At 33.7% G+C, this 24,713-nt stretch carries 19 protein-coding genes; 4 read left to right on the forward strand and 15 right to left on the reverse strand.

Annotation, left to right across the window (positions count from 1 at the left end):
* Nucleotides 1–202: 202 nt before the first annotated feature.
* On the reverse strand, nucleotides 203–469 hold the full coding sequence (locus tag Q4566_RS02485) for a DUF1456 family protein (protein WP_303417904.1): 267 nt from the start codon (nucleotides 467–469) through the stop codon (nucleotides 203–205).
* A 360-nt stretch (nucleotides 470–829) separates the two neighbouring features.
* Between Q4566_RS02485 and Q4566_RS02490 the strand changes: the two genes are divergently transcribed.
* Nucleotides 830–1,243, forward strand: a complete 414-nt coding sequence (locus Q4566_RS02490) for a TerB family tellurite resistance protein (protein WP_303417906.1) — start codon at nucleotides 830–832, stop codon at nucleotides 1,241–1,243.
* Between the two features lie 60 nt (nucleotides 1,244–1,303).
* Here Q4566_RS02490 and uvrB read toward each other — a convergent pair whose 3' ends face one another.
* The 5 genes from uvrB to Q4566_RS02515 form a co-directional block, all read right to left on the reverse strand.
* Entirely contained in the window at nucleotides 1,304–3,307 is a 2,004-nt protein-coding gene (gene uvrB / locus Q4566_RS02495; protein WP_303417907.1) for an excinuclease ABC subunit UvrB, read from the reverse strand.
* A 27-nt stretch (nucleotides 3,308–3,334) separates the two neighbouring features.
* Nucleotides 3,335–8,236, reverse strand: a complete 4,902-nt coding sequence (locus Q4566_RS02500; RefSeq protein ID WP_303417909.1) for a T9SS type B sorting domain-containing protein — start codon at nucleotides 8,234–8,236, stop codon at nucleotides 3,335–3,337.
* A 134-nt stretch (nucleotides 8,237–8,370) separates the two neighbouring features.
* Nucleotides 8,371–11,070 (reverse strand): T9SS type B sorting domain-containing protein, encoded by a 2,700-nt coding sequence (locus tag Q4566_RS02505; RefSeq protein ID WP_303417911.1) that lies wholly within the window; start codon nucleotides 11,068–11,070, stop codon nucleotides 8,371–8,373.
* Between the two features lie 28 nt (nucleotides 11,071–11,098).
* Nucleotides 11,099–11,923, reverse strand: coding sequence for an ABC transporter permease (locus tag Q4566_RS02510; RefSeq protein WP_303417913.1), 825 nt, complete (start codon nucleotides 11,921–11,923; stop codon nucleotides 11,099–11,101).
* Between the two features lie 20 nt (nucleotides 11,924–11,943).
* Entirely contained in the window at nucleotides 11,944–12,840 is an 897-nt protein-coding gene (locus tag Q4566_RS02515; protein WP_303417914.1) for an ABC transporter ATP-binding protein, read from the reverse strand.
* Between the two features lie 123 nt (nucleotides 12,841–12,963).
* Between Q4566_RS02515 and Q4566_RS02520 the strand changes: the two genes are divergently transcribed.
* Nucleotides 12,964–14,037, forward strand: a complete 1,074-nt coding sequence (locus Q4566_RS02520) for a hypothetical protein (RefSeq protein WP_303417915.1) — start codon at nucleotides 12,964–12,966, stop codon at nucleotides 14,035–14,037.
* Here the strand turns inward: Q4566_RS02520 and Q4566_RS02525 are convergent.
* The 6 genes from Q4566_RS02525 to Q4566_RS02550 form a co-directional block, all read right to left on the reverse strand.
* Nucleotides 14,034–14,549 carry an IS1096 element passenger TnpR family protein gene (locus Q4566_RS02525; protein WP_303417917.1) on the reverse strand — a complete coding sequence of 172 codons (516 nt, stop codon included), beginning with the start codon at nucleotides 14,547–14,549 and terminating at the stop codon, nucleotides 14,034–14,036. The two genes, Q4566_RS02520 and Q4566_RS02525, sit on opposite strands and share 4 nt — an antisense overlap.
* Nucleotides 14,550–14,588: 39 nt before the next feature.
* Nucleotides 14,589–15,602 carry a COX15/CtaA family protein gene (locus Q4566_RS02530; protein ID WP_303417919.1) on the reverse strand — a complete coding sequence of 338 codons (1,014 nt, stop codon included), beginning with the start codon at nucleotides 15,600–15,602 and terminating at the stop codon, nucleotides 14,589–14,591.
* 202 nt (nucleotides 15,603–15,804) lie between these two features.
* Nucleotides 15,805–17,226: a CCA tRNA nucleotidyltransferase gene (locus tag Q4566_RS02535; protein ID WP_303417921.1), complete on the reverse strand. Its 1,422-nt coding sequence runs from the start codon at nucleotides 17,224–17,226 to the stop codon at nucleotides 15,805–15,807.
* 108 nt (nucleotides 17,227–17,334) lie between these two features.
* The gene (locus tag Q4566_RS02540; protein WP_303417923.1) at nucleotides 17,335–17,895 is read right to left on the reverse strand and encodes an L-threonylcarbamoyladenylate synthase; all 561 of its coding nucleotides are present in this window, start codon (nucleotides 17,893–17,895) and stop codon (nucleotides 17,335–17,337) included.
* Nucleotides 17,896–17,908: 13 nt separating this feature from the next.
* Nucleotides 17,909–19,030, reverse strand: a complete 1,122-nt coding sequence (locus Q4566_RS02545) for a glycosyltransferase family 4 protein (RefSeq protein ID WP_303417925.1) — start codon at nucleotides 19,028–19,030, stop codon at nucleotides 17,909–17,911.
* Nucleotides 19,031–19,957: a glycosyltransferase family 2 protein gene (locus Q4566_RS02550; RefSeq protein WP_303417927.1), complete on the reverse strand. Its 927-nt coding sequence runs from the start codon at nucleotides 19,955–19,957 to the stop codon at nucleotides 19,031–19,033. It abuts the gene before it with no gap.
* A 180-nt stretch (nucleotides 19,958–20,137) separates the two neighbouring features.
* Here Q4566_RS02550 and Q4566_RS02555 point away from each other — a divergent pair, with 180 nt between their 5' ends.
* Nucleotides 20,138–20,908, forward strand: a complete 771-nt coding sequence (locus Q4566_RS02555; RefSeq protein ID WP_303417929.1) for a lipopolysaccharide kinase InaA family protein — start codon at nucleotides 20,138–20,140, stop codon at nucleotides 20,906–20,908.
* On the opposite strand, the gene Q4566_RS02560 is transcribed toward Q4566_RS02555, so the two are convergent.
* Nucleotides 20,897–21,646, reverse strand: a complete 750-nt coding sequence (locus Q4566_RS02560; RefSeq protein WP_303417931.1) for a glycosyltransferase family 2 protein — start codon at nucleotides 21,644–21,646, stop codon at nucleotides 20,897–20,899. The genes Q4566_RS02555 and Q4566_RS02560 overlap by 12 nt on opposite strands.
* 301 nt (nucleotides 21,647–21,947) lie before the next feature.
* Here Q4566_RS02560 and Q4566_RS02565 point away from each other — a divergent pair, with 301 nt between their 5' ends.
* The gene (locus Q4566_RS02565; protein WP_303417933.1) at nucleotides 21,948–22,772 is read left to right on the forward strand and encodes a glycosyltransferase family 2 protein; all 825 of its coding nucleotides are present in this window, start codon (nucleotides 21,948–21,950) and stop codon (nucleotides 22,770–22,772) included.
* Here Q4566_RS02565 and Q4566_RS02570 read toward each other — a convergent pair.
* Together Q4566_RS02570 and Q4566_RS02575 are read right to left on the reverse strand one after the other, a co-directional pair.
* Nucleotides 22,769–23,830, reverse strand: a complete 1,062-nt coding sequence (locus tag Q4566_RS02570) for a glycosyltransferase family 9 protein (protein ID WP_303417935.1) — start codon at nucleotides 23,828–23,830, stop codon at nucleotides 22,769–22,771. The genes Q4566_RS02565 and Q4566_RS02570 overlap by 4 nt on opposite strands.
* Before the next feature lie 13 nt (nucleotides 23,831–23,843).
* Nucleotides 23,844–24,659: a 2,3,4,5-tetrahydropyridine-2,6-dicarboxylate N-succinyltransferase gene (locus Q4566_RS02575; RefSeq protein ID WP_303417937.1), complete on the reverse strand. Its 816-nt coding sequence runs from the start codon at nucleotides 24,657–24,659 to the stop codon at nucleotides 23,844–23,846.
* Nucleotides 24,660–24,713: the final 54 nt, after the last annotated feature.

The following is a 24,713-nucleotide window of genomic DNA, read 5'->3' on the forward strand; positions in this document are numbered from 1 at the left end:
TTATCGTTTGAAAAAAGGAATTGTTAAAATTCTGAGTTACGCTTAGGTTATTGCAGTATTAACTAAATAGAATACTATAAATTGGGTTAAATAACTAAGTGTTTAATATTGATTTTGTTATGTGGAATTGGTGTGTTAAATTAATATTATTCTTTAAAAATTAACGCAAAAAAAAAGCAACTTATATTTAGTTGCCTTGTTTTTATTTTGAAATGCCTGGTTTTTTGGATTTCGGTTTTTCTCCCTTTTTAGGCATAGGACCTCGCATGTGAATGACCAGACCATTTAAAAAATTACGCAGAATTTGGTCACCACACTCCATATATTTAGGGTGGTCTTCCTTTCTGAAAAATGCGCCCAGTTCACTTTTAGAAATTCTAAAATCTACTAACTCTAAAATTTTTACAATTTCATCATCTCTAAGTTTTAGAGCGACACGTAATTTTTTAAGAACATCGTTATTTGTCATGTTTTGTGAAATTTTTGCTGTTTTTCGATGTATTTCATCGATTTAGGTGTGAAAAATGAAATTTTAGCATTTTAGCCACTGTGTAAAGATACTTTAATTATTGATTTTTATGAATAGTAATTTTTTTAGCGTTTATATTGCTGTTTGTTAGTGTTTTATATAGTTGTTAACGCCTGTTCTAATGATGTTTTCAGAAGATTAAATGCAATTATATGGGATGTACTAAAGGCATGCATTGATAAACTAAATAATTTTAACGATTAAATACTTATAGTTTTTCGACGAGTGGCACTAAATCTACGATTAATACTGAATATTTCTGCTTAAATTTATGAAGTAACGCTTTAACTCCCTCTAAATATGATTAATAAGCTCGAAAAGTTAAGCCTTTTGTCTGAAATGATTGCTTTTGCAAAGTATGATAAAGACATAAAAAGAATTGAATATAATTTCCTGTTAGGTGTCGCCAAACAATTAGAAGTATCTCGCCATGATTTTGATTATTTGCTCGATAATCCAATAGATTATACGCATTTAAAATCTCATAGTGAACGTATTGTTCAGTTTCATAGATTAGTTTTATTATTGAATATTGAACAGAAATTTGGTGATACCAATAACTCGAAAGGTGCCATCAAGTTATATAATTTCGGATTAAGGATGGGATTAAGTCATGAGTCGATTACCAAAGTACTATACCTCATGGAAAGCTTCCCGAATAAAATTGTTCCGCCAGATGTATTAATTGATATTTTTAAAACACATTATAATTAGCGCTCTCTCTCCTTTCTATATAAATTGGTCTAAAGTTTAGACCGAACAAAAGCTAAAAGTTTAAACTTTTAGCTTTTCTAATTTATCTTGATAGCTTTTAATTTCATCACGTAATTTTGCGGCAACTAAAAAATCTAAAGCTTTTGCTGCAGCTTCCATGAGTTTTCTTTTTTCACGGATTTTCTTTTCTAGTTCTGGTTTACTTAGGTATTCGCTTTCTGGTTCGGCAGCTCGTGCAGCTTCCAACTCATAACTATAGGTACTTACCGAATTTTTAGAAAGGACATTATCTAAGCTTTTATTTAAAGCACGTGGCTTTAAATTGTGTTTTGTGTTATAGGCTATTTGTTTCTGACGTCGGTAATTGGTCTCATCAATGGTTTTTTGCATGCTTTTCGTTACTTTATCAGCATACATAATGGCTTTTCCATTTAAGTTTCTCGCAGCACGACCTACTGTTTGGGTTAAAGACCTTGCAGAACGTAAAAAACCTTCTTTATCGGCATCGATAATGGCCACCAAAGAAACTTCTGGGAGATCCAAACCTTCACGTAATAAGTTTACACCAACAAGTACATCAAAAAGTCCTTTACGCAGGTCTTGCATGATTTCTACACGTTCTAAAGTGTCTACATCACTATGGATGTAACGGCAACGAATTTGAATACGATCAAGGTATTTAGTCAATTCTTCAGCCATACGTTTTGTTAGTGTCGTCACTAAAGTGCGTTCGTCTTTTTCAACACGTTGCTGAATTTCTTCAATTAAATCATCAATCTGATTTAAACTTGGTCTTACTTCAATAATAGGATCCAATAAACCTGTAGGTCGAATAACTTGTTCAACATATACACCATCCGATTTTTCTAATTCATAATCTGCTGGGGTAGCACTTACATAAATCACCTGATTTTGTAAAGCTTCAAATTCTTCAAACTTTAACGGACGATTATCCATGGCAGCAGGTAATCTGAAACCATATTCTACTAAATTTTCTTTTCTACTTTTATCACCGCCATACATGGCATGCACTTGGGAAACCGTTACGTGACTTTCATCAATTACCATTAAAAAATCATCTGGAAAATAATCAAGTAAACAGAAGGGACGTGTGCCTGGTTGTCTGCCATCTAGATAACGCGAATAGTTTTCAATACCAGAACAATAGCCCAATTCACGAATCATTTCGAGATCAAATTCGGTACGTTCTTTAAGGCGTTTTGCTTCTAAATGTTTGCCAATTTCTTTAAAATAATCATGCTGCTCAACCAAATCATCTTGAATGCTTTTTATAGCGCCTTGCAAAACATCTTGCGAGGTTACGAACATGTTTGCAGGATATATGGTAAGTCGGTCGTATTTTTCAACCACTTTATTCGTTTGAATATCGAAGGATTCGATGTCTTCAATTTCATCACCAAAAAAGTGAATTCTAAAAGCATCATCAGCATAACTGGGGAAAATATCTACCGTATCGCCTTTAATTCTAAAATTACCATGTTTAAAATCGGCTTCGGTTCTGGAATATAAACTTTGAACGAGTTGATGCAATAGTTGCGTTCTTGAAATGACTTGATCGCGTTCTAACGAAATCACGTTTTTCTGAAACTCCACAGGATTTCCAATACCGTACAAGCAAGACACTGAGGCCACTACAAGCACGTCACGTCTCCCGGATAGGAGAGAGGAGGTCGTACTTAATCGCATTTTCTCTATTTCCTCGTTTATAGATAAATCTTTTTCAATGTAAACCCCAGAAACAGGAATGTAAGCCTCAGGTTGGTAGTAATCGTAATAAGAAACGAAATATTCAACGGCGTTATTTGGAAAAAACTGTTTAAACTCAGAATAGAGTTGTGCTGCTAGTGTTTTGTTATGGGCTAAAACCAGCGTAGGTCGCTGTACTTCTTCAATAACATTAGCAACGGTAAAGGTTTTTCCTGAACCAGTTACCCCTAGTAAGGTTTGAAATTGTTCATTCGTATTGATACCATTAACAAGCTGTTTTATGGCTTGTGGCTGATCTCCTGTAGGACTAAATTCTGATTCAACTTTAAACTGCATTTTGCAAAATTAAACAAAATTTGCGTGCTATCGTTTTAAAGTGAAATGTCCTTTTATTACCATGTCGTTTCCGTTCTGTATTATGTTTGCCACAAACCAATAGTCATCTGTTGGCATTTTTTCACCATTAAACATACCGTCCCAACCAGGAGATGTATGGTGTAGTGCTTTTAATAGTTTACCTTGTCGGTTATAGATATGAACTAAACTACCTGGTAATTGGTCGGCACCAATGATGTGCCAAGTGTCATAATAACTATCATTGTTAGGTGTGAAAAATTTAGGAATATCAAATACAAAAACGTCTTGAGTTTCATCCATACAACCATTTAAATCACGGACAGTCACCGTATGATTTCCAAAACTAACATTTTCGAAGGTACTTGATTTTTGTGGTGATCCTCCATCTAGAATGTATACATAATCCCCAATACGATTAAGGTTAATATCCACAGAAATACTATTAGGGTCAGAAAAATCTATAGAAGATGTAAAGGTAATTTCGGCTTGCTCAGATTCTATAACGGTGAATGTCTTGGTAAAACTACAGTTATTTGGTGTGGTAACAGTTACCGAATAAACACCTAATTGACTTGGTGTTACAGCAATTTCTGAAAGTGTTGCGTTATTTGCAGAAGCATTAACCGATGTAGACCATATATAAGTGTCTGCAGGGTCTCCTGTAAAGGCATCAATATAGAGCGGATAGGATTCGCGACAAAGGGTTACTATATCATCTATAGGAATTACTGGTAAAGGGTAGATAATTGTAGTAAATTGGGTAGTACTATAACAGCCCGTGGTATTGTTTTCTATTCTAGCAAAAATGGATTGACCATCATAAGCTAAATGATTGGTAGTTAGTGAATTTGTTTTAGTTTCAGCATCTGTTAGAGTTGTATAATAACTTACCGTAACTTGAGTAGGATCTTGTGCCCCTATAACAGGAAGCGTATTTGCCGAAAGATCAAAGATTAAATGCCCATCAAAATCATCGTCACAGCTCATTAGATTTGGAGGTGTATTTGCTATAGGGTTAGGGTTGATTATTAAATTAAAGCTAGAAGTTACCTGACATCCTGTAACTTTGTAGGCTGCACGAACATAGATTGTATGCGTATTTGCCGAATAGTTGAAACTATTATTAATTGGAGAACTATTATTATCGGCATCACTTTGCGAACTATGGAAAGAAATGTTTACTTCGGAAGGAACCTTTACTAATAAGTGATTTATACTTGATAATTCAAAAGTATCTGTGTCGTTATCGCAAATAGGATAGTTTCCAATTCGGTTTATTACCGGAGGAAGGTGTACAACCAACTCTAAGGGAATAACAGAGAAGCAACCTATAAATGTATTGGTAACTTTGATGTATACAGTGTTAGTGTTTGAAGCATAGTTAGTCGGGTTTGATATTTCATTTGAGTTATCGTAACCATCATTAGGATTTATGTCATCGAAATTGCTGAAATAGTTGATGGAAATAAGGTGACTTGGAATACGTGTAAAAATTTCGAAATCTGCTGTAGTTAAATCGAAGTTGCTAATACCGTCATAATCCTCATCACAAGTTTCTAAAGGTAAAGCTTCGGAAAGATCAGGTCTTGCAAAAATAGTTATATGTAAAGGTTCTACTAGGTGACAAAGGGAATCTTCACTTTCAATACGAACAAAAATGGTTTCATTAAAAGGAGAGGTGTTTGTATATAAGGCCGGGAGTGGATTTATATTGTTATCTGCATCTGCTACCGTTTTATGAAAGGATATATTTAAAGGTTCATTGGACCCTTGTTTTATTTCCTGAGCTTTTTCGTCTAAATTAATTTCATGATGTCCGTCTTCGGCAGCATCGGCACAAACTAAATAATTTACAATAGGATCGTAAATAGGGTTTGGAGAAACGAGTAAATCAAAGGAAGAAGTCCCGTAACAACTAGGATCGGAAATATTTTCAACTCGTACATAAATGGTCTGTGGACTAGAAGTGTTTTGGAAGGCTGTATGTTTATCAATACGCTGACTCATTGCACTATCCTTAAAATATATAACATCTTTACCTGATTGTCCGTTTAATATTTCAGAATCTTTTTCATGAAGGTAAAAGTCGGTTACCTTCGAGCCAGAAGACTCGCAAATTTGATAATTACTAATTGCAGGAAATATAGGTAGAGTATTCACTATAGCTTCAAAAGATTCAATAGCAAAACAGCCTGTTGAACTTAGAATATCTTCCACTCGTACATAAATGGTTTGCGTATTGGTATTATAAGCATTACGCTCTATTTCGGGGATTTCATTGGTTTTATTGTTGGCATCATTTAAAGAGGTAAAGAAATCAATATCAACACCAGAGGTGCTCGAAATAATTTGAGAAATTTTACTATTTAAATTAATGACAGTATAACCGTCTTGATCGTTATCACAAATAACTATATCTGTAGGTTGGGTGGTTGAAGGAGCGGTTACGACTTCAATTTCTATTTCATTTACAGTGGAACAGCCACTAGCGCCTTGACTGGCAATACGTGCATATAATGTGGTAATAGGTGTTGTGTTAGCAATATATTGTGGTAATCGTTTAAATGAGTCGTTGTTTTCGGCATCTACTTCATCTCTAAAGTAGCTTACCGTAAAGTCTGGATTACCACCCGTAATGGTTTCATCTAAAGATTGTAAGTTTATAGTAGCAATCCCATCGTCGTCGTCGTCGCAATAGGCTATTGGTGGACTAGTAAATAGTAAAATAGGATTTACTCTAAGGTTAATCTCAGTGTCTTGAGTACAGGCGCCGTCTGAAATGCTTATATATAGTGTATGCGGACTAGTAGCTTCGAAAAAATTGTTTTTGTCTATATTATTTCCGTTGGTTCTGTCTTCTTCGGTTTCGAAAAATTCTACTGTGATGGGGTAGGGTAAATCGTTAGCAATAAAGTTTTCTACAGAAAGGAGGTTAAATTCAGCGGTATCTGTATTGTCGTCATTTTGATCGCAGATAGCAAAATCACCCGTGTCTGTTGCTGTTAATAACAAATTAGTATGAATTTCAAAAGGTACTATAGAAGCGCAGCCTGTAGTATTATCCTCAACCCTTAAATACATGGTTGTAAAACCAGGTTCATCTAAACCGTTGGTAAATTCATAATTTGTTTCGTCCAAAACTGGGTTAGTGCCGCTATCGGCATCTGCATAGTTAGAATGGAATGAGGTAGTCACTCCAGACAATCCATTTAGAATATTTGGCAGTACTTCGGTTAAATTAAAAGAAGCATGACCATCTAAATCTGTATCGCAAGCATCAATATATTGAGGATCTAAGTTTACAATTGGACTAATTTCAACATGTATGTCTAAAGTTGTTATAGCGACACAATTTGTGTTAATATCTCGAACTCGAACATACACAGTTTCATTTGGAGTGCTGGAATTTATATAAGGGATAGGTATGCTGGTATTTCCCGCCTCGGCTTGAGCGTAATTATAGTGGTAGGAAACAAATAAATTAGGGTTCTGCCCTGTGATTTCATGGTTTTTTAATTCTAAATTAATTACAGAATAGCCGTCAGGGCTATCATCACGATCACAAACTTCTAAAGTAGTTGGTGGATTTATATTAGGAATGGGATTTACAACAATATTAAAACTTGAATAGGCATAACAGTTGCCATCTAAATCAAAAACTCTTACATAAATAGGTTGTGATGGGCTTGAATTTGTGATTGGGCTGGTAATGGGGTTTCTGTTATTTCTAGCATCAGTATCTGATAAATGGTAACTAAAATCATAATTGGTAAAAGGACTTTGTGAAGCTACTTGAGAATCTTTTGTGCTAAGGTCAAATTCTCTCTTGCCATTGCCTCCAGGAACTTCACACAACATGTAATCTGAAAGCGAGTTCATGGGTTCTTCTGAATTCAGAATAATATCTATTTCATCTTGTTCTGTACAAATAGAGCCATTTACAGGTACCGATACATACACCCGATATGTGCCATTTTGAGTGGCATTGTAAGTGGCGCTGGAGGCTCCTGGAATACGGTTATTATTTAAGTACCATTCATATTTAGCAGCTGGGTTTTGAATATTAGCATTCAAGGTCGCAGAGGTTTCACAAGTAGAAATATCTGGACCCAAATCTAATACTCTAAAACTATCCCCTTCGATAAAAACTGCTGAATCGAACCCACCATTAGACTGGTCGGCGATAATTAATTTGATACGATATTTTACATTTGGTTTAATGGTTCCAGAGGCTGTTAATACAGTGGTTCTTCCATTGTAATTGGTGTCACCAACATTATAGCCTTTAAAATATTGTTCGTTTTGTGCCAGACAATTTTCTGTGATTTTCGGACGAATGGTTTGGGTATTTACAGCGGTGGTGCTTCCTGGTAATAATGCGATATTTTCATAAGGCGTGTTAGTATCTGCCTCTTTGATAAGGAAAACAAAGCCATCGGAATAGAAACATGGGAAGGTGTCGAAATATTCTTCTGAAGCTAAAAGGTAATTAAATTTAAATTGGTTTGAAATGGAAACAAAGTCAAACTCAATGGCTGTAGCATTTAAATGAGCGTTGTTGGTTCCTAGCGCAGCTTCTAAATCGGGATCTGTGCCCCAGACTGTAGAGCCTTCACTAAGTTCGGGTGTAATGGTTGAATTACCTCCAGATTTTGCACGTCCCGTAGAAAGCATAATACCATGAGAAAAAGGAAAATTAGAACTGCCTCTTGCAAAATATGCATAACTTGGGAAGCCACTGCCATTACCATTTACCGGTGAGTTAATATTGCTAATGTTTACACAACCGTCTACAAAGTTATCTTCAATTAGTGTAGTTAAGTCTACAGTGTCATCTACAGTAATACGCTGTGAAAACATAGTGTTACAGCATAAAAAAGTAAATATGATGAGGTAATAAAATCTCATTATGGCAAGTATTTCAGTTGATTTTGTTGGCTTTATCAAAACCTGTTAGGTTTGATTTTGCAGGGAAAGTAAATTTTATTTAATGTTAATTAAAAAACATTAGTTGAAATACAATTTAATTTGGTTTTGACGCTCTAATTCTTTAAAGTGAAGTGGTTTTTATAGATTCGTCCATCAGCTAATTTAATAGAGAACCAGTAATCACCGCTAGATAATTTTTCGCCTCTAAAAGTGCCATCCCAACCTTCTTCTTCTGGATGAAGTTCTTTAAGAAGCTTTCCATAACGATCAAAAATTAGAATTTTAGTATCGCTTTTATGAGCTCCGTACAGTCCGTAAACTTGCCAAGTATCATTAATACCATCATGGTTAGGTGTGAAGAATTTAGGAAAACCTATCACCGAAACGTTTTCGCTTGTGATCCCACAATTATTTTTAACATCTTTTACTGAAACGCTATAGTGTCCAGGAGAAACATCTTCAAAAGTAGAACTTTCTTGGAAATCAAACACAATTTGGTTATTAGAATCAATTAATTGATATTGATAGTTGCCTTCACCCGAAACCGAAACCGTGATGCTATTGTTTTCTGAAGCATCTTTGACGTCAATAGAAGTAATGGTTGCTATGTTTGAAGGAACTAGAGTTATAGTTTTAATTTTAAAACAGCCGTAAGTATCGGTTATGGTCACGGTATAATCTCCTATGGTATTGACTTGAATACTTTCTGTAGTTGCTCCCGTATTCCAGTTATATGTGTAGTTGTTAGCTGAGTCATTTATCACACCTGCATGAATGCTTACAGATGCAGGGTAGTTGTTTAGACAATAATATGTTTCATTATCAAGAGTCACTTCAATTGCTTTTCTAACCAAAAGTTGCACATTGCTAATGCCATAGCAGTTATTCCCACTTTCAGCACGAGCGAAAATAGCTTGAGAAAATGCCGAAGTATTCGTGTAAAAATCCGCTAGAGGATTTTGTTCTACAAGGGCATCCTCATAGGTTTCATAATAATTAATATCTAGGTTTACAGAAATTCCATTGAGTATATCTTGGTTGGCTTCCGTTAAGTTAAAATTATAGAAGCCATCTTCTAAACCGTCATCATCACAGGTTTTCAGAGTGATATCATTGATGTCTGTAGTGCTGACTTCAAGATTTAGTTCTGAAACAGAAAAGCAAGATGTTTTATTATCAATGATTTTTGTGTAAATGGTTTGTGGGTTAACGGTATTAGCAAAAGCGTCACCATTTATTTTTTTGGTTCTACTAGGGTCGCTGTAAAATTCAACGGTTCTATCGGTTTCATTCCCAGTTAAATTCAAAAAAGCTTGGTTGAGGTTAAAAATTGTTTTTCCATCTAAAACGACATCTTCTTCACATTGAAATATAGTATGATTAAGAGCCGTTGGGTTTTGGTTATAGCTAACATAAGCTTCACCTTCATTAAGGCAATCTCCGTTATTAGGGTCTATAATCACTTCATAGTGTCCAGGTTCATGAACTAAAAGTTGATTACTACTTTCTGTTAGAAGTACACTGTTTTTTGACCAAGAGTATGTAGCTCCTGGTAGGAGGTCTGCAACTAACGTATACTGGTCGCTTTCACAAAGATTTAAAGTTGTACTCTGTTCTCCGTTTTTGATAATATCAATCTGTTTGTTAAAAAAAGAAGCAATAAAAGGAGGTAACCCTTGGGTAGAGGATGATGGAGAAAGACTAATAGCATGATGTTCATAGTCACAGTTTAAACCTATTTTATTAGGTTCATTTATAGCACCTAAATAAGGGATGCCTTGATAATAGGCAGTACTTAAAGCACGATAAATTTTTCCGTTGGGGCCAAGTTGTAAGGCGCCTCTATACATTTGTCGGTCATCAAGGATAATAGCTGAAGCTTGAATTTGAGTTGCATAAAGGTTGTATTGAATTAATTTTGAGTAATGAATACTTGGATCGTTAATATTTGCATCATTTAAAAGAATATTAGATGTTTGGGTATAAAGGAGTTTGCTATCTGGTGAAAACTCAACGCCATACGGCGAACTACTCCCAGCACTTATAAGAGTGTTTTGATTTGATACTTTTCCCGTTGCTACATCAAAATCATAGATATCGAGCCCATCATATGAATTTGCACATGCCACTTTTAATCCATCTGGTGATAATTTTAAATAGCCTCTTCGATCTAGTGTTTTCTTTGAGAAAGTTGATTTAATGGATTTTGAATTCACACCGAGATTAGTAACTTCAAAAGCATGAAATGTATCGAAAACTTCTAGATTACCATCTTGTGAAGCATAGGTAAGTACCCAAAACGATTTGCTTACACAGTCTTTTAATACCGCAGTTATTTTTTCGGCAGAATCTCGAAGTAAGTTGACATTCTTAGTGGTTACTTCTCCAAGACCACTATTTAAAGATAAATCAACTATAGAATAGTTACAACCGTAACGAACGCCATAATCAATGCCATAATCATCAACCGTAAAAACATAATAGATTTTGTCATTTTTTGGCTTAGGCACTATAATAGCCGATTGGGTACTGGATGGATCACCGTATAATCCATAACCGTTAGACATGATTTCGTGGTTTTTGTTCCAAATCGTAATCCCATCGGTGTAAAATAATAAGTTTCCAGAATCATCAGAAATTGATGTACAGCCTTCAATCGTACTCAGTTTACCATCTTGTACTGCTGAAACAGTATTTGTGTTTGAGTCAAAACGAACCCCACTTTTATTTCCAAAATACCAATTTGCAGCCTGGTTTTGGGCAAAAACATTGATAGAAATTAAGAAAATTAATAAAAGTAGGTGTCTTTTCATCTAAGTAAGGCGTACACTTTCAAAGATATTATAAATCGCGACTTTTTAGCAGTTTATAAGACAAAAACACGAATAGTGCCGTCCAGCATAAAACGATTAGAATTTCATAAGGATGTACAGCATAGTCGTAAGCTAAACTTGTTTTATCAGGAAATTTAGACATGGTTATACGTTGTATAGGCTCATCAATCAATTTATACATCGATTTTAGAGGGAAGCAGTTTTGAATGCGTTCGGCAATTTTACTATCAAACTTCCAAGCCATAATGCCGTATAAAATCCATTCTCCAATAAATAGAATAAACAAGAAAGCCAGTGCGAAGGCAGAACGTTTTACAAGCATGCCAAAAAACAAGCACAAACTAAAAAAACCAACAAGTTTTACAAAGTAGGCAATTAGAAACTCGGTATTACTCAATATAATTGAAGTTTCCGTATAGCTTGAATAATATAAGCCTATACTTAGAGTGATAAAAAAGATAAGTACCGTTGAAATTAACGAAAAGAATACAATTGTATAAAATTTAGAAAGGATGAATTCTTTTTTACTTAAGCCATCAATTAGGTTTTGTTTAATGGTTTTGTTGCTATATTCATTACCGATCATGCTCACCACAACAATAGCGAAAAAGAATTTGAATTGTGACGCAAAAAAAGTAGTTAAGTGCCAAATTAGTGGAAAGTTAAATACGCCTAATTCCCCCAGCTCTAAGGTGAAAAATCCAAATACATTAATCTTTAGTGAAGATAATAGGATAACAAAAAACGGTAAAATGAATGATACGAAAATTAAAACTCTACTGGTTCTATTAAGGAGAAGCTTCTGTAATTCTAAGTTTAAAAGTCTGAGCATTTAATGTGATGTTTTGGCTATTATTGATGGTCTGTTAATTGTAAAAATTGTTCTTCTAAGCTTTCTTTGCGTTGCACGAGATGTGTTAAAACAACCTGGTTTTCAAACATGAATGTATTCAAGTCCTCAGATTTCATGGGTTCTTTTAAAAAAGCGGTAACCATATTATTTTGAATTTTGATATCTCCAAAAGAAGGATGGTTTTCTAGTAGTTTTACTAGTTGCAATTCGTTATTTGATTTCACTTCAACAAAACCATGACTGGAAGTCATCGCATCCACACGACCTGCATAAAGTTTTACCCCTTTTCTTAAAACAACAACGTGGGTACATACTTTTTCAACTTCATCTAATAAATGTGAAGCCAATAGAATGGTTGTGCCATTAGCAGCAATCTGTTTGATGATTTCTCTAATTTGATGGATGCCTTGCGGATCTAAACCATTGGTTGGTTCATCTAATATTAGAATTTCAGGGTCGTTGAGTAGGGCAGAAGCAATGGCTAAGCGTTGCTTCATACCTAAAGAAAAAGCACTAAACTTGCTGTCTTTTCGGTCTAAAAGGCCAACTATTTCAAGTTTTTCATCAATTTTACTAATATCAACACCTTTTATTTTACAAACCAATTTTAGGTTTTGCATGGCCGTCATATACGGGTAAAAGTTGGGGCGTTCAATGATAGCACCAACCTTTTTTAAAGCTTCATGCGTGTTAACCGTCCCGTTAAACCAACTAAACTGACCTTGTGTTTTATTTACAACATTTAGTACAATGCCTAAAGTGGTTGATTTACCGCTGCCATTCGGACCTAAAATGCCGTAAACATGACCTTTTTCTATGGTAAAGGATAGGTTTTTAACAGCCGTTAAGCTGCCATAATTTTTGGTGATGTTTTCAATTTTAAGAATGGTTTCCAAAAGGTTTAGTTTTTTAGGTTAACTTTCAAAATGTCTTTTGATACTTTGAATACGACGAGTAAGGTAGCATTTTGTTACAATTTATAGCTTTAAAAGCGTTAAATTTGAACAAGATTACTAGCTATGCAAGATTTAAAAATTTCCAAAAGAAAACCTTCGTACCCTATAACCGAGAAACTACACCAGTATTTATCGAGATACAACAGAAATGTAGAAATTCCTATTTTTTATGATGATTTGCTGAGATTTCAAGGCTCTATCGTGGTGTATGATAAGGATGATAATGATACGCTGTGGATTCGTGTTTACTACAATGAATTTGAGCGAGAGGAAATTGATTCATCTTTAAAAAAGGTTTATACTATTTTTCATTCGGATGGAAATGAAAACATCTTGCCTTTTTTAAGTGTGGATGCTATTGATTATTGCACTTTTGGGAATTCGAAGCCTTTCAGAATTAAAATTAGAAATGTTCTCAATGATAATTCAACCTATTTTTATATTAAAACGGCTGATGCTTCTCGTGTATATGGTTTGGAATTGGAACACATGCTTTCTCCTTATAATTTGAATTTTCTTGTTTATGAAAACACCTTAATCGAAGAGCATATTGCAGGAATTCCAGGCGATGAGTTTATTAAAAACATGTTGCCCAATTGCACAAAATCTGAAAAAGCTCAAATCGCCAAAGAGTTTGTGAAGTTTAATGAACGTTGTATGATTCGTCTATTGGGAGATATGCGTTCTTATAACTACGTTATTGTGCCTACACATGACTTTGATAAGGTGGTTTATAAAATTAGAGCGATAGATTTCGATCAGCAATCTTATGAAGGTAAGTTAAATATCTACAGACCTCAGTTTTTTAAGGAAAACTATGAAATGGTTCAATTAGTATCGAATATTATTCAAAAATTATCCATAGACCAGTACAAAACCGAAGAGCGCTCTATTTTAGTAAAACGATTAAAAAGTTCGCATGTTCGTGTTGAAATGTTACTCGATAGTATGGAAAACGACGAAATTTCTACGGAAGATAATATTCAGTTACTAAAAACAACTATATTCAATTACACCCATGATGTAAACTTTAAGAAAAGTAGCAACATGGGGGAAATTCTAAGATTTTCCTTAGAGTTTTTAACACGTAATTACGAGAATGTGAGTATAGATCTTTTTAAAAGGAAGAAGTACTAATTCCAGTTTTCATCAAAGTCTAATTGATCGTAATCCTCTGGATCGAAGTCGTCTTCAAATTCATCAAAATCATCAAGCGCTTCAGCTTCAAAAGATTTTTCGGGAGCCGATTCTGGTACTTGACCTTGAACAAACATCAGGTTTGGATAATCATGACCATCTATTTCCTCAACAATTTCAGCCAATTCCACAAAGAAAGTCCACATACTTAAAAAGTCGTAAACATAAATTAATTTCGTTTGGTCTTCGTCAAGCAAACCATCCAATGACGTTTCATGCATTAAACGTGCTGTAGCTTCCTCGCTTAAATCAAATAAAGAGATTTCCTCACCTTGTTCCCAGATGTCGTTACTTACATAAAATGATGCCATTTCAGTGCCATCAAACCCAAAGGATTGGGTAATGATGTTGTGTAAGTCTTCAAGCGTATCGGTATCACGAATTTCTAAATCGCGAAAAACGTCCTCATCTTTGGTATCATTGTCTAATATGACTCTAAATCTGTAAATCATCAGTGAAAAAATTTAAGGTACAAAGGTATGTTATTTAAACTATTTGGTAAAACGATGTAATGTAAATGTCATACTCGTCAATAAGAAAAATGCACCTACTTGATGCGCAACACCTAACCACAGCGGAACTTGATAAATAAGCGTTAAAACGCCTAAAGTAAACTGTAGTAAAACCAAAAAGACTAAGGAGTTTACACCTTGCTTTTGAAGGGGTGTTAAACTGAAGTTTTTAGATTTCTTCCAAATCATAAAGATGAAGATAACAACGATGTAAGCTAGGATTCGGTGTACAAACTGAATACCGCTAGGGTTTTCAATGAAGTTTTTGTAAAACGGTTCTAAAACATAAACCGTATGATGCATAAATTTACTTTCGTTCATTAAAGGCCAATGGTTGTGTAGTAGTCCGGCTTTCAGTCCAGCAATAAAGGCGCCATAAATAATTTGAATGATTAAAATAATATAGCCCCAAATAACCAAGTTTCTCATGGGTTTATTGGCAGGTTTTCTGTCCGGGTATTTTAAATCTAAGGCCACCCATAATGTGGCAGCGAACGTTAGAAAAGCTGTAACCAGATGTGCCGCTAATCTATAATGACTAACATCTGGCATGTCTACCAGGCCACTTTTCACCATATACCAGCCTAAGAAGCCTTGAAACGCACCAAGGCCTAGAAGTACGATACATTTTTTTATAGTACTTTTTGAAAGTTGCTTTCTGATTAAAAAATAAATAAAAGGGATAATAAATACCAAACCAATAGAACGCCCAATTACGCGGTGTAGCCATTCCCAAAAGTAAATGCTTTTAAAATCTTCAATATCGAAATGATTATTATAGGCATGAAATTCGGGGTGCTGTTTGTATAAGTCGAAGGCTTCTTGCCACTCTTGATCGCCAATTGGCGGAATGGTTCCTGTAATTAATCTGTAATTTGAAATGGATAAACCTGAGTCCGTTAATCGCGTAATACCACCTATGACTACCATTATGAAGATCAGGAAACAGCCTGTTAATAGCCAGTTAATAACGTTTTTATTGTCTTTTTTCATCGTTGTTATTCCTTAGAGAGGAATCTTATAATTGAACTTTTATTTTTTTGATTATTGGTAATCATGTAATATGATTTTTTGTCATTCAGAACGAAGTGTAGCATCTTTTAAGAACCCATGAGATTCCTTGTTCCTCGGAATGACAAAACAATATATTTTTAGGTTTAAGTCAAATCACGAATAATCATTTTTCTATAAAAACCTAACTTTCAGCAGGTGTTAAACCTAATTTCTTACCTTTTTCTAACATTAATTGATAAGCCGCTTCATATTCGTTAGGAATTTCGCCTTCTAAAATAGCTTCTTTGATCGCTTCTTTAATGATACCTATTTCCCTTGATGGTTTTAGGTTAAACGTGGCAATAATTTCTTCACCTGAAATTGGTGGTTGAAAATTACGAACATGATCACGTGCTTCAACTTCATCAATTTTCTCGCGAACAATTTTAAAGTTATTATGGTATTTGTTGAACTTCTTAGGGTTCTTAGTCGTAATATCCGCTTCACAAAGTGTCATTAAATCTTCTACATAGTCACCAGCATCGAAAACCAAGCGGCGCACGGCAGAATCGGTAACGATGTCTTGAGCCAAAACGATTGGACGAGAACTCATAAATACCATTTTTTGAACAAACTTCATTTTGTCATTCAAAGGCATTTTTAAACGTTTGAATAAATGGTATACCATTTTAGAGCCTTCAAACTCATGAGCGTGAAAAGTCCAACCTACTTTTTTACTGAATTTTTTCGTTGGTGCTTTTCCAATATCATGTAATAAAGCGGCCCAACGTAACCAAAGATTATCGGTGTTCTCGGCGATATTATCAACGACTTCTAGAGTGTGATAGAAATTATCTTTATGGCGTTGTCCTTCAACTTCATCAATACCTTTTAAGGCAGTTATTTCAGGAAGAATATATTTTAGTAGTCCTGTTTGTTCTAAAAGTAAAAACCCTATTGAAGGTTTTTCAGTTTCTAGGATTTTATTGATTTCTGTAATAATGCGCTCGTTCGTAATAATTTTGATGCGCTCACTATTTCTTGAAATGGCATCTAATGATTGTTTTTCAATAGTGAAATGTAATTGTGTTGCAAATCGGATAGCGCGTAGCATACGAAGCGGATCATCGCTATAGGTTACGTCTGGATCTAAAGGCGTGCGTATGATTTTATCATCTAAATCTTGAATGCCGTTAAACGGATCTAATAAATCTCCAAAATGAGCCTCGCTTAAATTCAGCGCTAAGGCGTTAATGGTGAAATCTCGGCGGTTTTGGTCATCGGCTAAAGAACCGTTTTCAACAGCGGGGTTTCTACTATCCTCAGTGTATGATTCTTTTCTTGCGCCAACAAATTCAATTTCAATATCATCATGGCGTAGCATGGCTGTACCATAAGTTTTAAAAACCTGAACTTTAGGTTTGTTGTGCAAGTTTTTAGCAACCTGTTTGGCTAATTTTATGCCATCGCCAATGGCCACAACATCTATATCTTTTGCTGTACCTCGTTTTAAAATAAAATCACGTACAAAACCACCAATCACATAAGCATCTAATTGGAGCTCCTTCGCCGATTGAGAAATAATTTTAAAAACGGGATGTTGTAATGCTTCTTTGTAATTCATATTTACCGCAAATTCGCAAATTATTTTTTCTTTGAATCTATGATACGTTTGTATTCCAAAGAAATTGAGTTAAAATTGGCTAAACGGACTAGTTTATAACCTGATATTTTATTCGCGAATAATCTTCACAATACCACTGTTACTCAACTTGATAATTGATGAGGGTTTAGCACAGATTTTTTCGTGGTGCAAATTTACAACATAGTCTACACCTTTTAAAATGGCAGGCGCTATTTCTTTATAAGATTTCGGGGTGGGTTGGCCGCTAATATTTGCCGATGTAGAGACAAGTGCGCCGTTTAGTTTCCTTGAAAGTTGATAACAAAATTCATCATCAGGAATTCTAATGGCAATGGTGCCGTCTTCAGCAATTAAATTTTCGGCTAAATTTTGAGCTTCATCATAAATTATTGTGGTTGGTTTATCGGTAACTTCAAGAATGTTTAAAGCGGCAAAAGGAATTTCTTTTACGTATCTTTTTAGCATTCGATCGTCGGTAACCAAACAAATTAAAGCTTTACTGTCTACACGTTCTTTTAAATCATAGACTTTTTTAACGGCTTCTGGATTTGAAGCATCGCAACCAATACCCCAAACGGTATCGGTAGGGTAGAGTATGACACCGCCTTGTTTTAAAACTTCTATAGCTTTATTTATTTCTGACTGCATGAAGAATTTATATTTATTTTGTTGTTGGTTTTTGCGTAATGGCTTTATAAACATCGAAAGTTTTTCTAGCCATAATTTCAGAAGAAAAACCATTAGTTATTTGATGGTAAGATTTTTCAATAAAACGGGTTTGTAATGCCTTATCAGAGTTTAAAATCACCAAGTTGTCTGATAACGTTTGGTAATCGTTAACCTCGGATAAGAAACCGTTAACTCCATTTTCAATAATTTCTGGAATTCCACCTGGGTTAGTAGAAATTACTGGGGTTTTAAAATAAAAAGCCTCGTTTATAACTTGTGGCAAACCTTCTGATTGAGAGGTTAGCATAAAAATATCAAATTGTGGGATATAATTAGAAGCATTATCTATAAAATCAGTAAAAGTAATGTGGTCTTCTAAGTTAAGCTCTTTAACTTTATCGGTATATACTTCGGTTTTTTTTGTAAAACTACCTATTTGAATGAAATGAAAATGGTCTAGTTTTTTAACATTTACAATATCATTAATAACATTTAAAAAAGTCAACAAGTTTTTGGCTCGGATATGATTTCCAATATTACCAACAATAATTTTATTGGCAGGGATATTGAATTTTTCTCTAAGTTTAAAATCGGTATGAGTTGTTTTATTACTAAACCGAATACCGTTGTAAATGGTGATTATTTTATCTGTATTTTCTATAGCTTTTGCAGTAACATCTGCAACAGCTTTTGATACACAGATATATTTTTCAATCTTTTTATAGTTGTATTTAAACCGTGTTGATTTTCTGTTTTTTATTTCAAAAGATGTTTTTTTACTAAAAATAAACGGTGGTAAATTTCCACTAATACGATCGGCAATAACCGATAATGTTAAAGCTGTAGGATCATGAATATGTATGGCATCAACTTTTTTTGATCGGCAGACTCTAATAAGTTTAAATATAAACCTTGGATCTATTTTTAAACCTAATGTAGCGGGAATACAATTATAGTTTCCTTTTGTTAATCGTTTATGGAAATCGCCATTTTTCACACAAAAAACATACTGTGTTACCTCTAATTCTGATTTCTCTAATTCGTAATACAAGTTTTCAATGTGGTTTTCGCCACCACCCCAATTTGATACTCCAGATACATGTAGAATAACCATCTATTTTTCTAATATTTTTTGTGAATGTTTTAAAGATTTGCTCAATGAAGCTCCTTGAAAAAGCAGTAGGTTTACAAAAGTAAATTGTTTTGGTTTTACAATTGATTTTATCAAATATTTTATAACCATAGTTGTTTTAAGTATTAGATAATGAAAATAGCCAGAGTTCTTTTTTAAAACATATAATAATGATAGTTTTAGCTCTTTTTTTACTTTAATATTTGGAGATGTGCTTTTTCCTTTAAAATGAATGTATTGAGCACTTGGAACTAAATAACAATCGGATCGATCTTTCAATTTGCCTATTCTGTATGCAAGATCTGTTTCTTCATAATATAAAAAGATATTTGTGTCAAAACCGCCAACAGAATCAAAAACTTTAGCGTCAACAAACATAAAGGAGCCAGGAATGCAGTCTACCTTAATTGGCTTTTCGTATTTTTTATTTCTTTTTGGATATTTTTTAGGGTTTGTTTTTTCTAATATTTTTCTACCAAACAACTCTCGTTTCAACGTTAAAAAGTGATCGAATGATTTTAATACGTTGTCATGTTCATCATAGCCTTGAGGAGCACAAAGGGCAACTTTTGGGTGGTTTTCCATAAAAGTTAATATGTCTGATAAACAATCGTTTTTTAATAAGGTGTCATTATTTATAAAAGCGTAATATTTGGCATTTACAAAATGAATTCCAAGCATGTTTCCTCCTCCGAATCCAGTATTTAAACGACTTCTAAAAAGTGTAAGGTGTTCCATTTCGGGAAGTCCTTCCTTTAATTTCGTGTAATCTTCATACGTTGAAGCATTGTCAACAATTATTAGTTGCCAATTTAATGCTTTTGAAGTGTTTTTTATAAGAGATTTTACAGCGTTAATGGTGAAACTAGAAGAGTTATAATTTATTAAAATAACAGCTATTTGATACATACCTTAGGTGAGTTTACAAGCAAAATCAGGAAATATTTCTTAATAATCAGGCGTCTAACATTTATTTTCACGTGATTTTTTAGACTGTTTTCCTATATTTGCAGTTGCCACAAAATTACTAGATTGTGTGGTGTTTTTAGACTAAAAACAAGAAAATTTTAAATTCATAATTAATATTCTTTGAATAAAAAACAACAAATAAAAGAGGCATTTAAAAATCACACCCAATTATTGGATAAATATATTCTGAATTTTGATGATTTAGGTGAAGATTTCGGAAATCAAGATCGGAACTCGCTAAAACTTTTCAAATTAGAAGATCAAACCATAAATGTAAAATCCTTTAGAGTTCCAAATTTGGTAAATCAAATTGCATATAAATTTTTTAGAAAAAGTAAAGCTCAACGCTCTTATGAATATGCATCAAGGTTAAAAGCACTTGGCATTGGTACGCCAAACCCTATTGCTTATTATGAGTTTGAAACGCCTTTTTTGTTTAAAAAGAGTTATTATATCAGTGCCCATTTAGATTACGATTTAACTTATCGTGAGCTTACTACCGATTTTAACATTCCTAACTACGAAGCTATTTTAAGGGCTTTTACAAGGTTTACTTTTAACCTACATGAAAAGGGAATTCATTTTTTAGATCATTCTCCGGGGAATACTTTAATTCAGCTGAATGGTGGTGATTATAAATTTTATTTGGTTGATTTAAACCGTATGGAATTTAAAACTTTAGATTTTGAAACTCGAATTAAGAACTTTTCACGATTAACCATACACAAATCTATGGTTGAAATTATGAGTGATGAATACGCTAAATGTTCGGGCGAAGCTTATGATAAAGTTTTTCAACTCATGTGGAAGGAAACTGAAGATTTTCAAGACAAGTACCACCGAAAACGACGTTTAAAAAAGAAGTTTAAATTCTGGAAATCAAGTAGTTAATTTTTTAAGTTTTTGGTAGCGGTAATAAACTCCATAAGCACTTAAATAACAAATTTGGAAGCCTTCTATACCATCTAAAATACCCAATCTAAAAAAGTAATTGGTAATAAATTTAATAGCAGGTCTTATATGAAAATGGTAAAAATTTGGCTTTTTACCTTTATTAAAGAGTTCAATAGCTTTTAAGTTTGCATAGTGTTCCATTTTAGATTTGTAATGCGGAGCACTATTAAAACAGTAATGAAGCATATTCTGTTTTAATAGTTTGCTTTTTCCGTCTATATCTGGCATTTCATGCACTATTTTGTCTTCTATATATTTTACTTTATTTTTCTTGAAAAGACGGTAAGTAGTATCGGTTTGGAAACCACTAAAGCGAATGCGTTTTTTCTTAAAAAAATAAAGACGTTTTACCATAAATGCCACAAAACCTTGAGGATTATTTATGGTTTCTATAATTTCAGTTTTTAATGATTCGGTTAGGCGCTCATCGGCATCAATAAATAGAACCCAATCATTCATAGCCTGTTGAAGTGCAAAATTTCTTTGATCTGCGAAATTTTTAAAATCTCTCTGTATCGTTTTAACATTTTCGAAAGTTAAAAGTTTCTCAAAAGTACCGTCATCACTAAAAGAATCAACAACAATGATTTCATCTGCAAAATCTATATTTTTTAAAACGTCTTCAATGTGATTTACTTCGTTATAAGTAATAAGTAGCGCTGAAAATTTTATCATATTGTTAAAAAGGAGTAAAACTGTAAAAATAATATTTTTTGAGGTTAAAACAGCGGTGAACACTTAAAGAGTTTAAAAGTAAATGACTGTATTTTACCTTAGCATTAATTATACTTAATTTCAATAAATGTCCTATTCCAAGGGTAGAATTAAGGTATTTTAAATACTTTTACAATTCAAAATAAATTTTAAAGTCTGGTTGTCTTGTCCGAAAAAATAATGTTATAATACAGATGTATCATTAAAAGAATCAAGAGCAATTAGAAAAATGTCTTGCAGGCTTGGTGTAAAACAATAATCTATGAGTAAACCTAAGATATCAATTATTATAAGTACGTACAATTCTGTAGCTTGGTTAGAAAATGTACTTTGGAGTTATGAAACGCAAACGTATCAAGATTTTGAAATTGTAATCGCAGATGATGGTTCGAAACAGCCTACTTTTGACTTAATTGAGAAGATGAAAACTGAAGTAAGTTTTCCTATTATTCATGTTTGGCATGAAGATGAAGGGTTTCAGAAATCGAGAATTTTAAATAAGGCGATATTAGCATGTACAACAGATTACATTTTAATGAGTGATGGCGATTGTATGGCGAGAAAAGATTTTGTTCAAGTACACATGGATTTTCGTGAAGAAGGTTATTTCTTGTCAGGAGGTTATTTTATGCTTCCAATGGATATTTCAAAAGCTATTACAAAAGAAATTATTTTCTCTCAGGAATGTTTTAAGGTAAAGTGGCTGAAAGCACAAGGTCTCAAAGTGTCTTTTAAAAATAATAAACTAACAGCTACCGGTTTCCGAAGTAAATTGCTAAATACGTTAACACCTACTAATGCGAGTTGGAACGGCCACAATGCTTCGGGTTGGAAGAAAGATATCATCGCAGTAAATGGTTTTGATGAGCGTATGCAATACGGTGGTCAAGACAGAGAATTAGGAGAGCGTTTGTTTTATTACGGTATAAAATCTAAACAAATAAGGTATAGTGCGATTTGTTTGCATTTAGATCATCCCAGAGGTTATAAAAATCAAGAGTCCATTGATAAAAATTTAGCTATTAGAGCAACAACTAAAAAAGAGAAAAAAGCTTGGACCGATTTCGGAATTAAAAAGAACAGTTAAAATTGTTCTAAAAATTTATTTAATTTCGGAATTATAAAATTAGGAGTAAAGGCTTCGTAAAGGGCTAATGCCTCCGATTTCATATTTTTTATTGAAGTCCCTGTGTATAATTCAGGTTTTACATCTTTTAAATGAATGGAAATGTTATTATTTCCATCTTCAAACATGCTCCATGCTTCCTTTTTTATCCACGGAGAAAATATCGTAAAGGTAGGAATGTTTAAAGCTTTCGCCATGTTTACAGCGCCACCTTCATTACCAATTAGAGCAGTACAGTGTTTGGTGATGGCTAAAAATTCACGCAAACTTTTTCCAAAAACATCGAAAAAAATATGCTTTTGCGTTTCCGCTTCGCAAAAATTATAAATTGCTTTTGCTTCTTCAGTTTGGTTTGGAATGTAATTAAATAAAATCTGACCTTTGGTTTTTAAAACGATAGCATCAATAATTCTAGCCATTTGCGCCATCGGGTAAGTTTTATTAACTCCGCTTCCTAAGACACTAATCATAAATAGTGGTTTTTCTAAATGGATGTCATTATTTATAAGGTGCAATTTTGAAGCTTCAATTTCAGATGGGGTAATATAGATTTTAGGTTTAATTATTGTTTTTGAAAGTTCCTTTGAAATAGGCTCTAATAGTTGCAATCTGTTTTCAACAGCTAGACCTGCATTTGTATTAGAGGTGTTTTTATTATGAAACGTATCTGTGTATATAAAAGAAGAATACTGTTTGTGTTGTGAAATTTTAAGTTTTGCCCTGGAAAATGCACTTATTAAGTTGCTTGAAAATTTTGAGTAAACATCTATAACAGTATCATATCTTTCTTTTTTTATAGATTTTAAAAATCTATAAAACTTGAATTTGTGCTTTTCAATTTCTGGAGTTAAAAATACAATCTTATCTATAAAAGGGTTGTTTTCAACAACAGGATAGGTGTGCTCATTAATTAGGTAGTGTAACTGAGCTTCTGGATATTTATGGCGAAGTGCTTCAAACAGAATACTGCTTGTAAGCACATCACCAATCATTTTTTGTTGTATAACAAGTATTTTCAAACTCTTAGAGTTATTAAACCGCTACACTATGCTCACGAAGGGCATCGTTAAGCGATGTTTTTTTGTTTGTACTTTCTTTACGTTTTCCAATAATTAAAGCACAAGGTACATTGTAAGTTCCAGAAGGGAATTCTTTTGCATAACTTCCTGGGATTACCACAGAACGTGCAGGTACTACACCTTTATATTCAACAGGTTCGTCACCGGTTACATCAATAATTTTAGTACTCATTGTTAAAGTTACTCCAGCGCCTAAAACAGCTTCAGTTTCAACGCGAACACCTTCAACAACGATACATCTACTTCCTATAAATGCATTATCTTCAATGATTACAGGTGCTGCTTGTAAAGGCTCTAAAACACCACCAATACCAACACCTCCAGATAAATGCACATTTTTACCTATTTGAGCACAACTTCCAACAGTCGCCCAAGTATCAACCATAGTACCTTCATCAACATAAGCACCAATGTTTACATAACTAGGCATTAAAATAGTTCCAGCAGAAATGTAAGCACCATGTCTGGCAACAGCGTGTGGTACCACACGAATACCTTTTTCAGCATAACCTGTTTTTAATGGAATTTTATCATGAAATTCTAATGGACCACATTCAATAGTTTCCATTTTTTGAATAGGGAAATATAAAACAACACCTTTTTTAACCCATTCGTTAACTTGCCATCCGCCTTCTACAGGTTCTGCTACTCGTAATTCTCCTGCGTCTAATAGATCGACAACTTTTCTTATTGCCGCGATTGTTTTCTCGTCACTTAAAAGCGCTCTGTCATTCCAAGCGTTTTCTATGATTTGTTGTAATTCTGTCATTGCTATAATTATTTTGAGCAAATATACTAGCTATCATTTAAAAATAAGGAAGGA

The organism is Tamlana sp. 2_MG-2023 (assembly GCF_030548465.1).
Classification (GTDB): domain Bacteria; phylum Bacteroidota; class Bacteroidia; order Flavobacteriales; family Flavobacteriaceae; genus Pseudotamlana.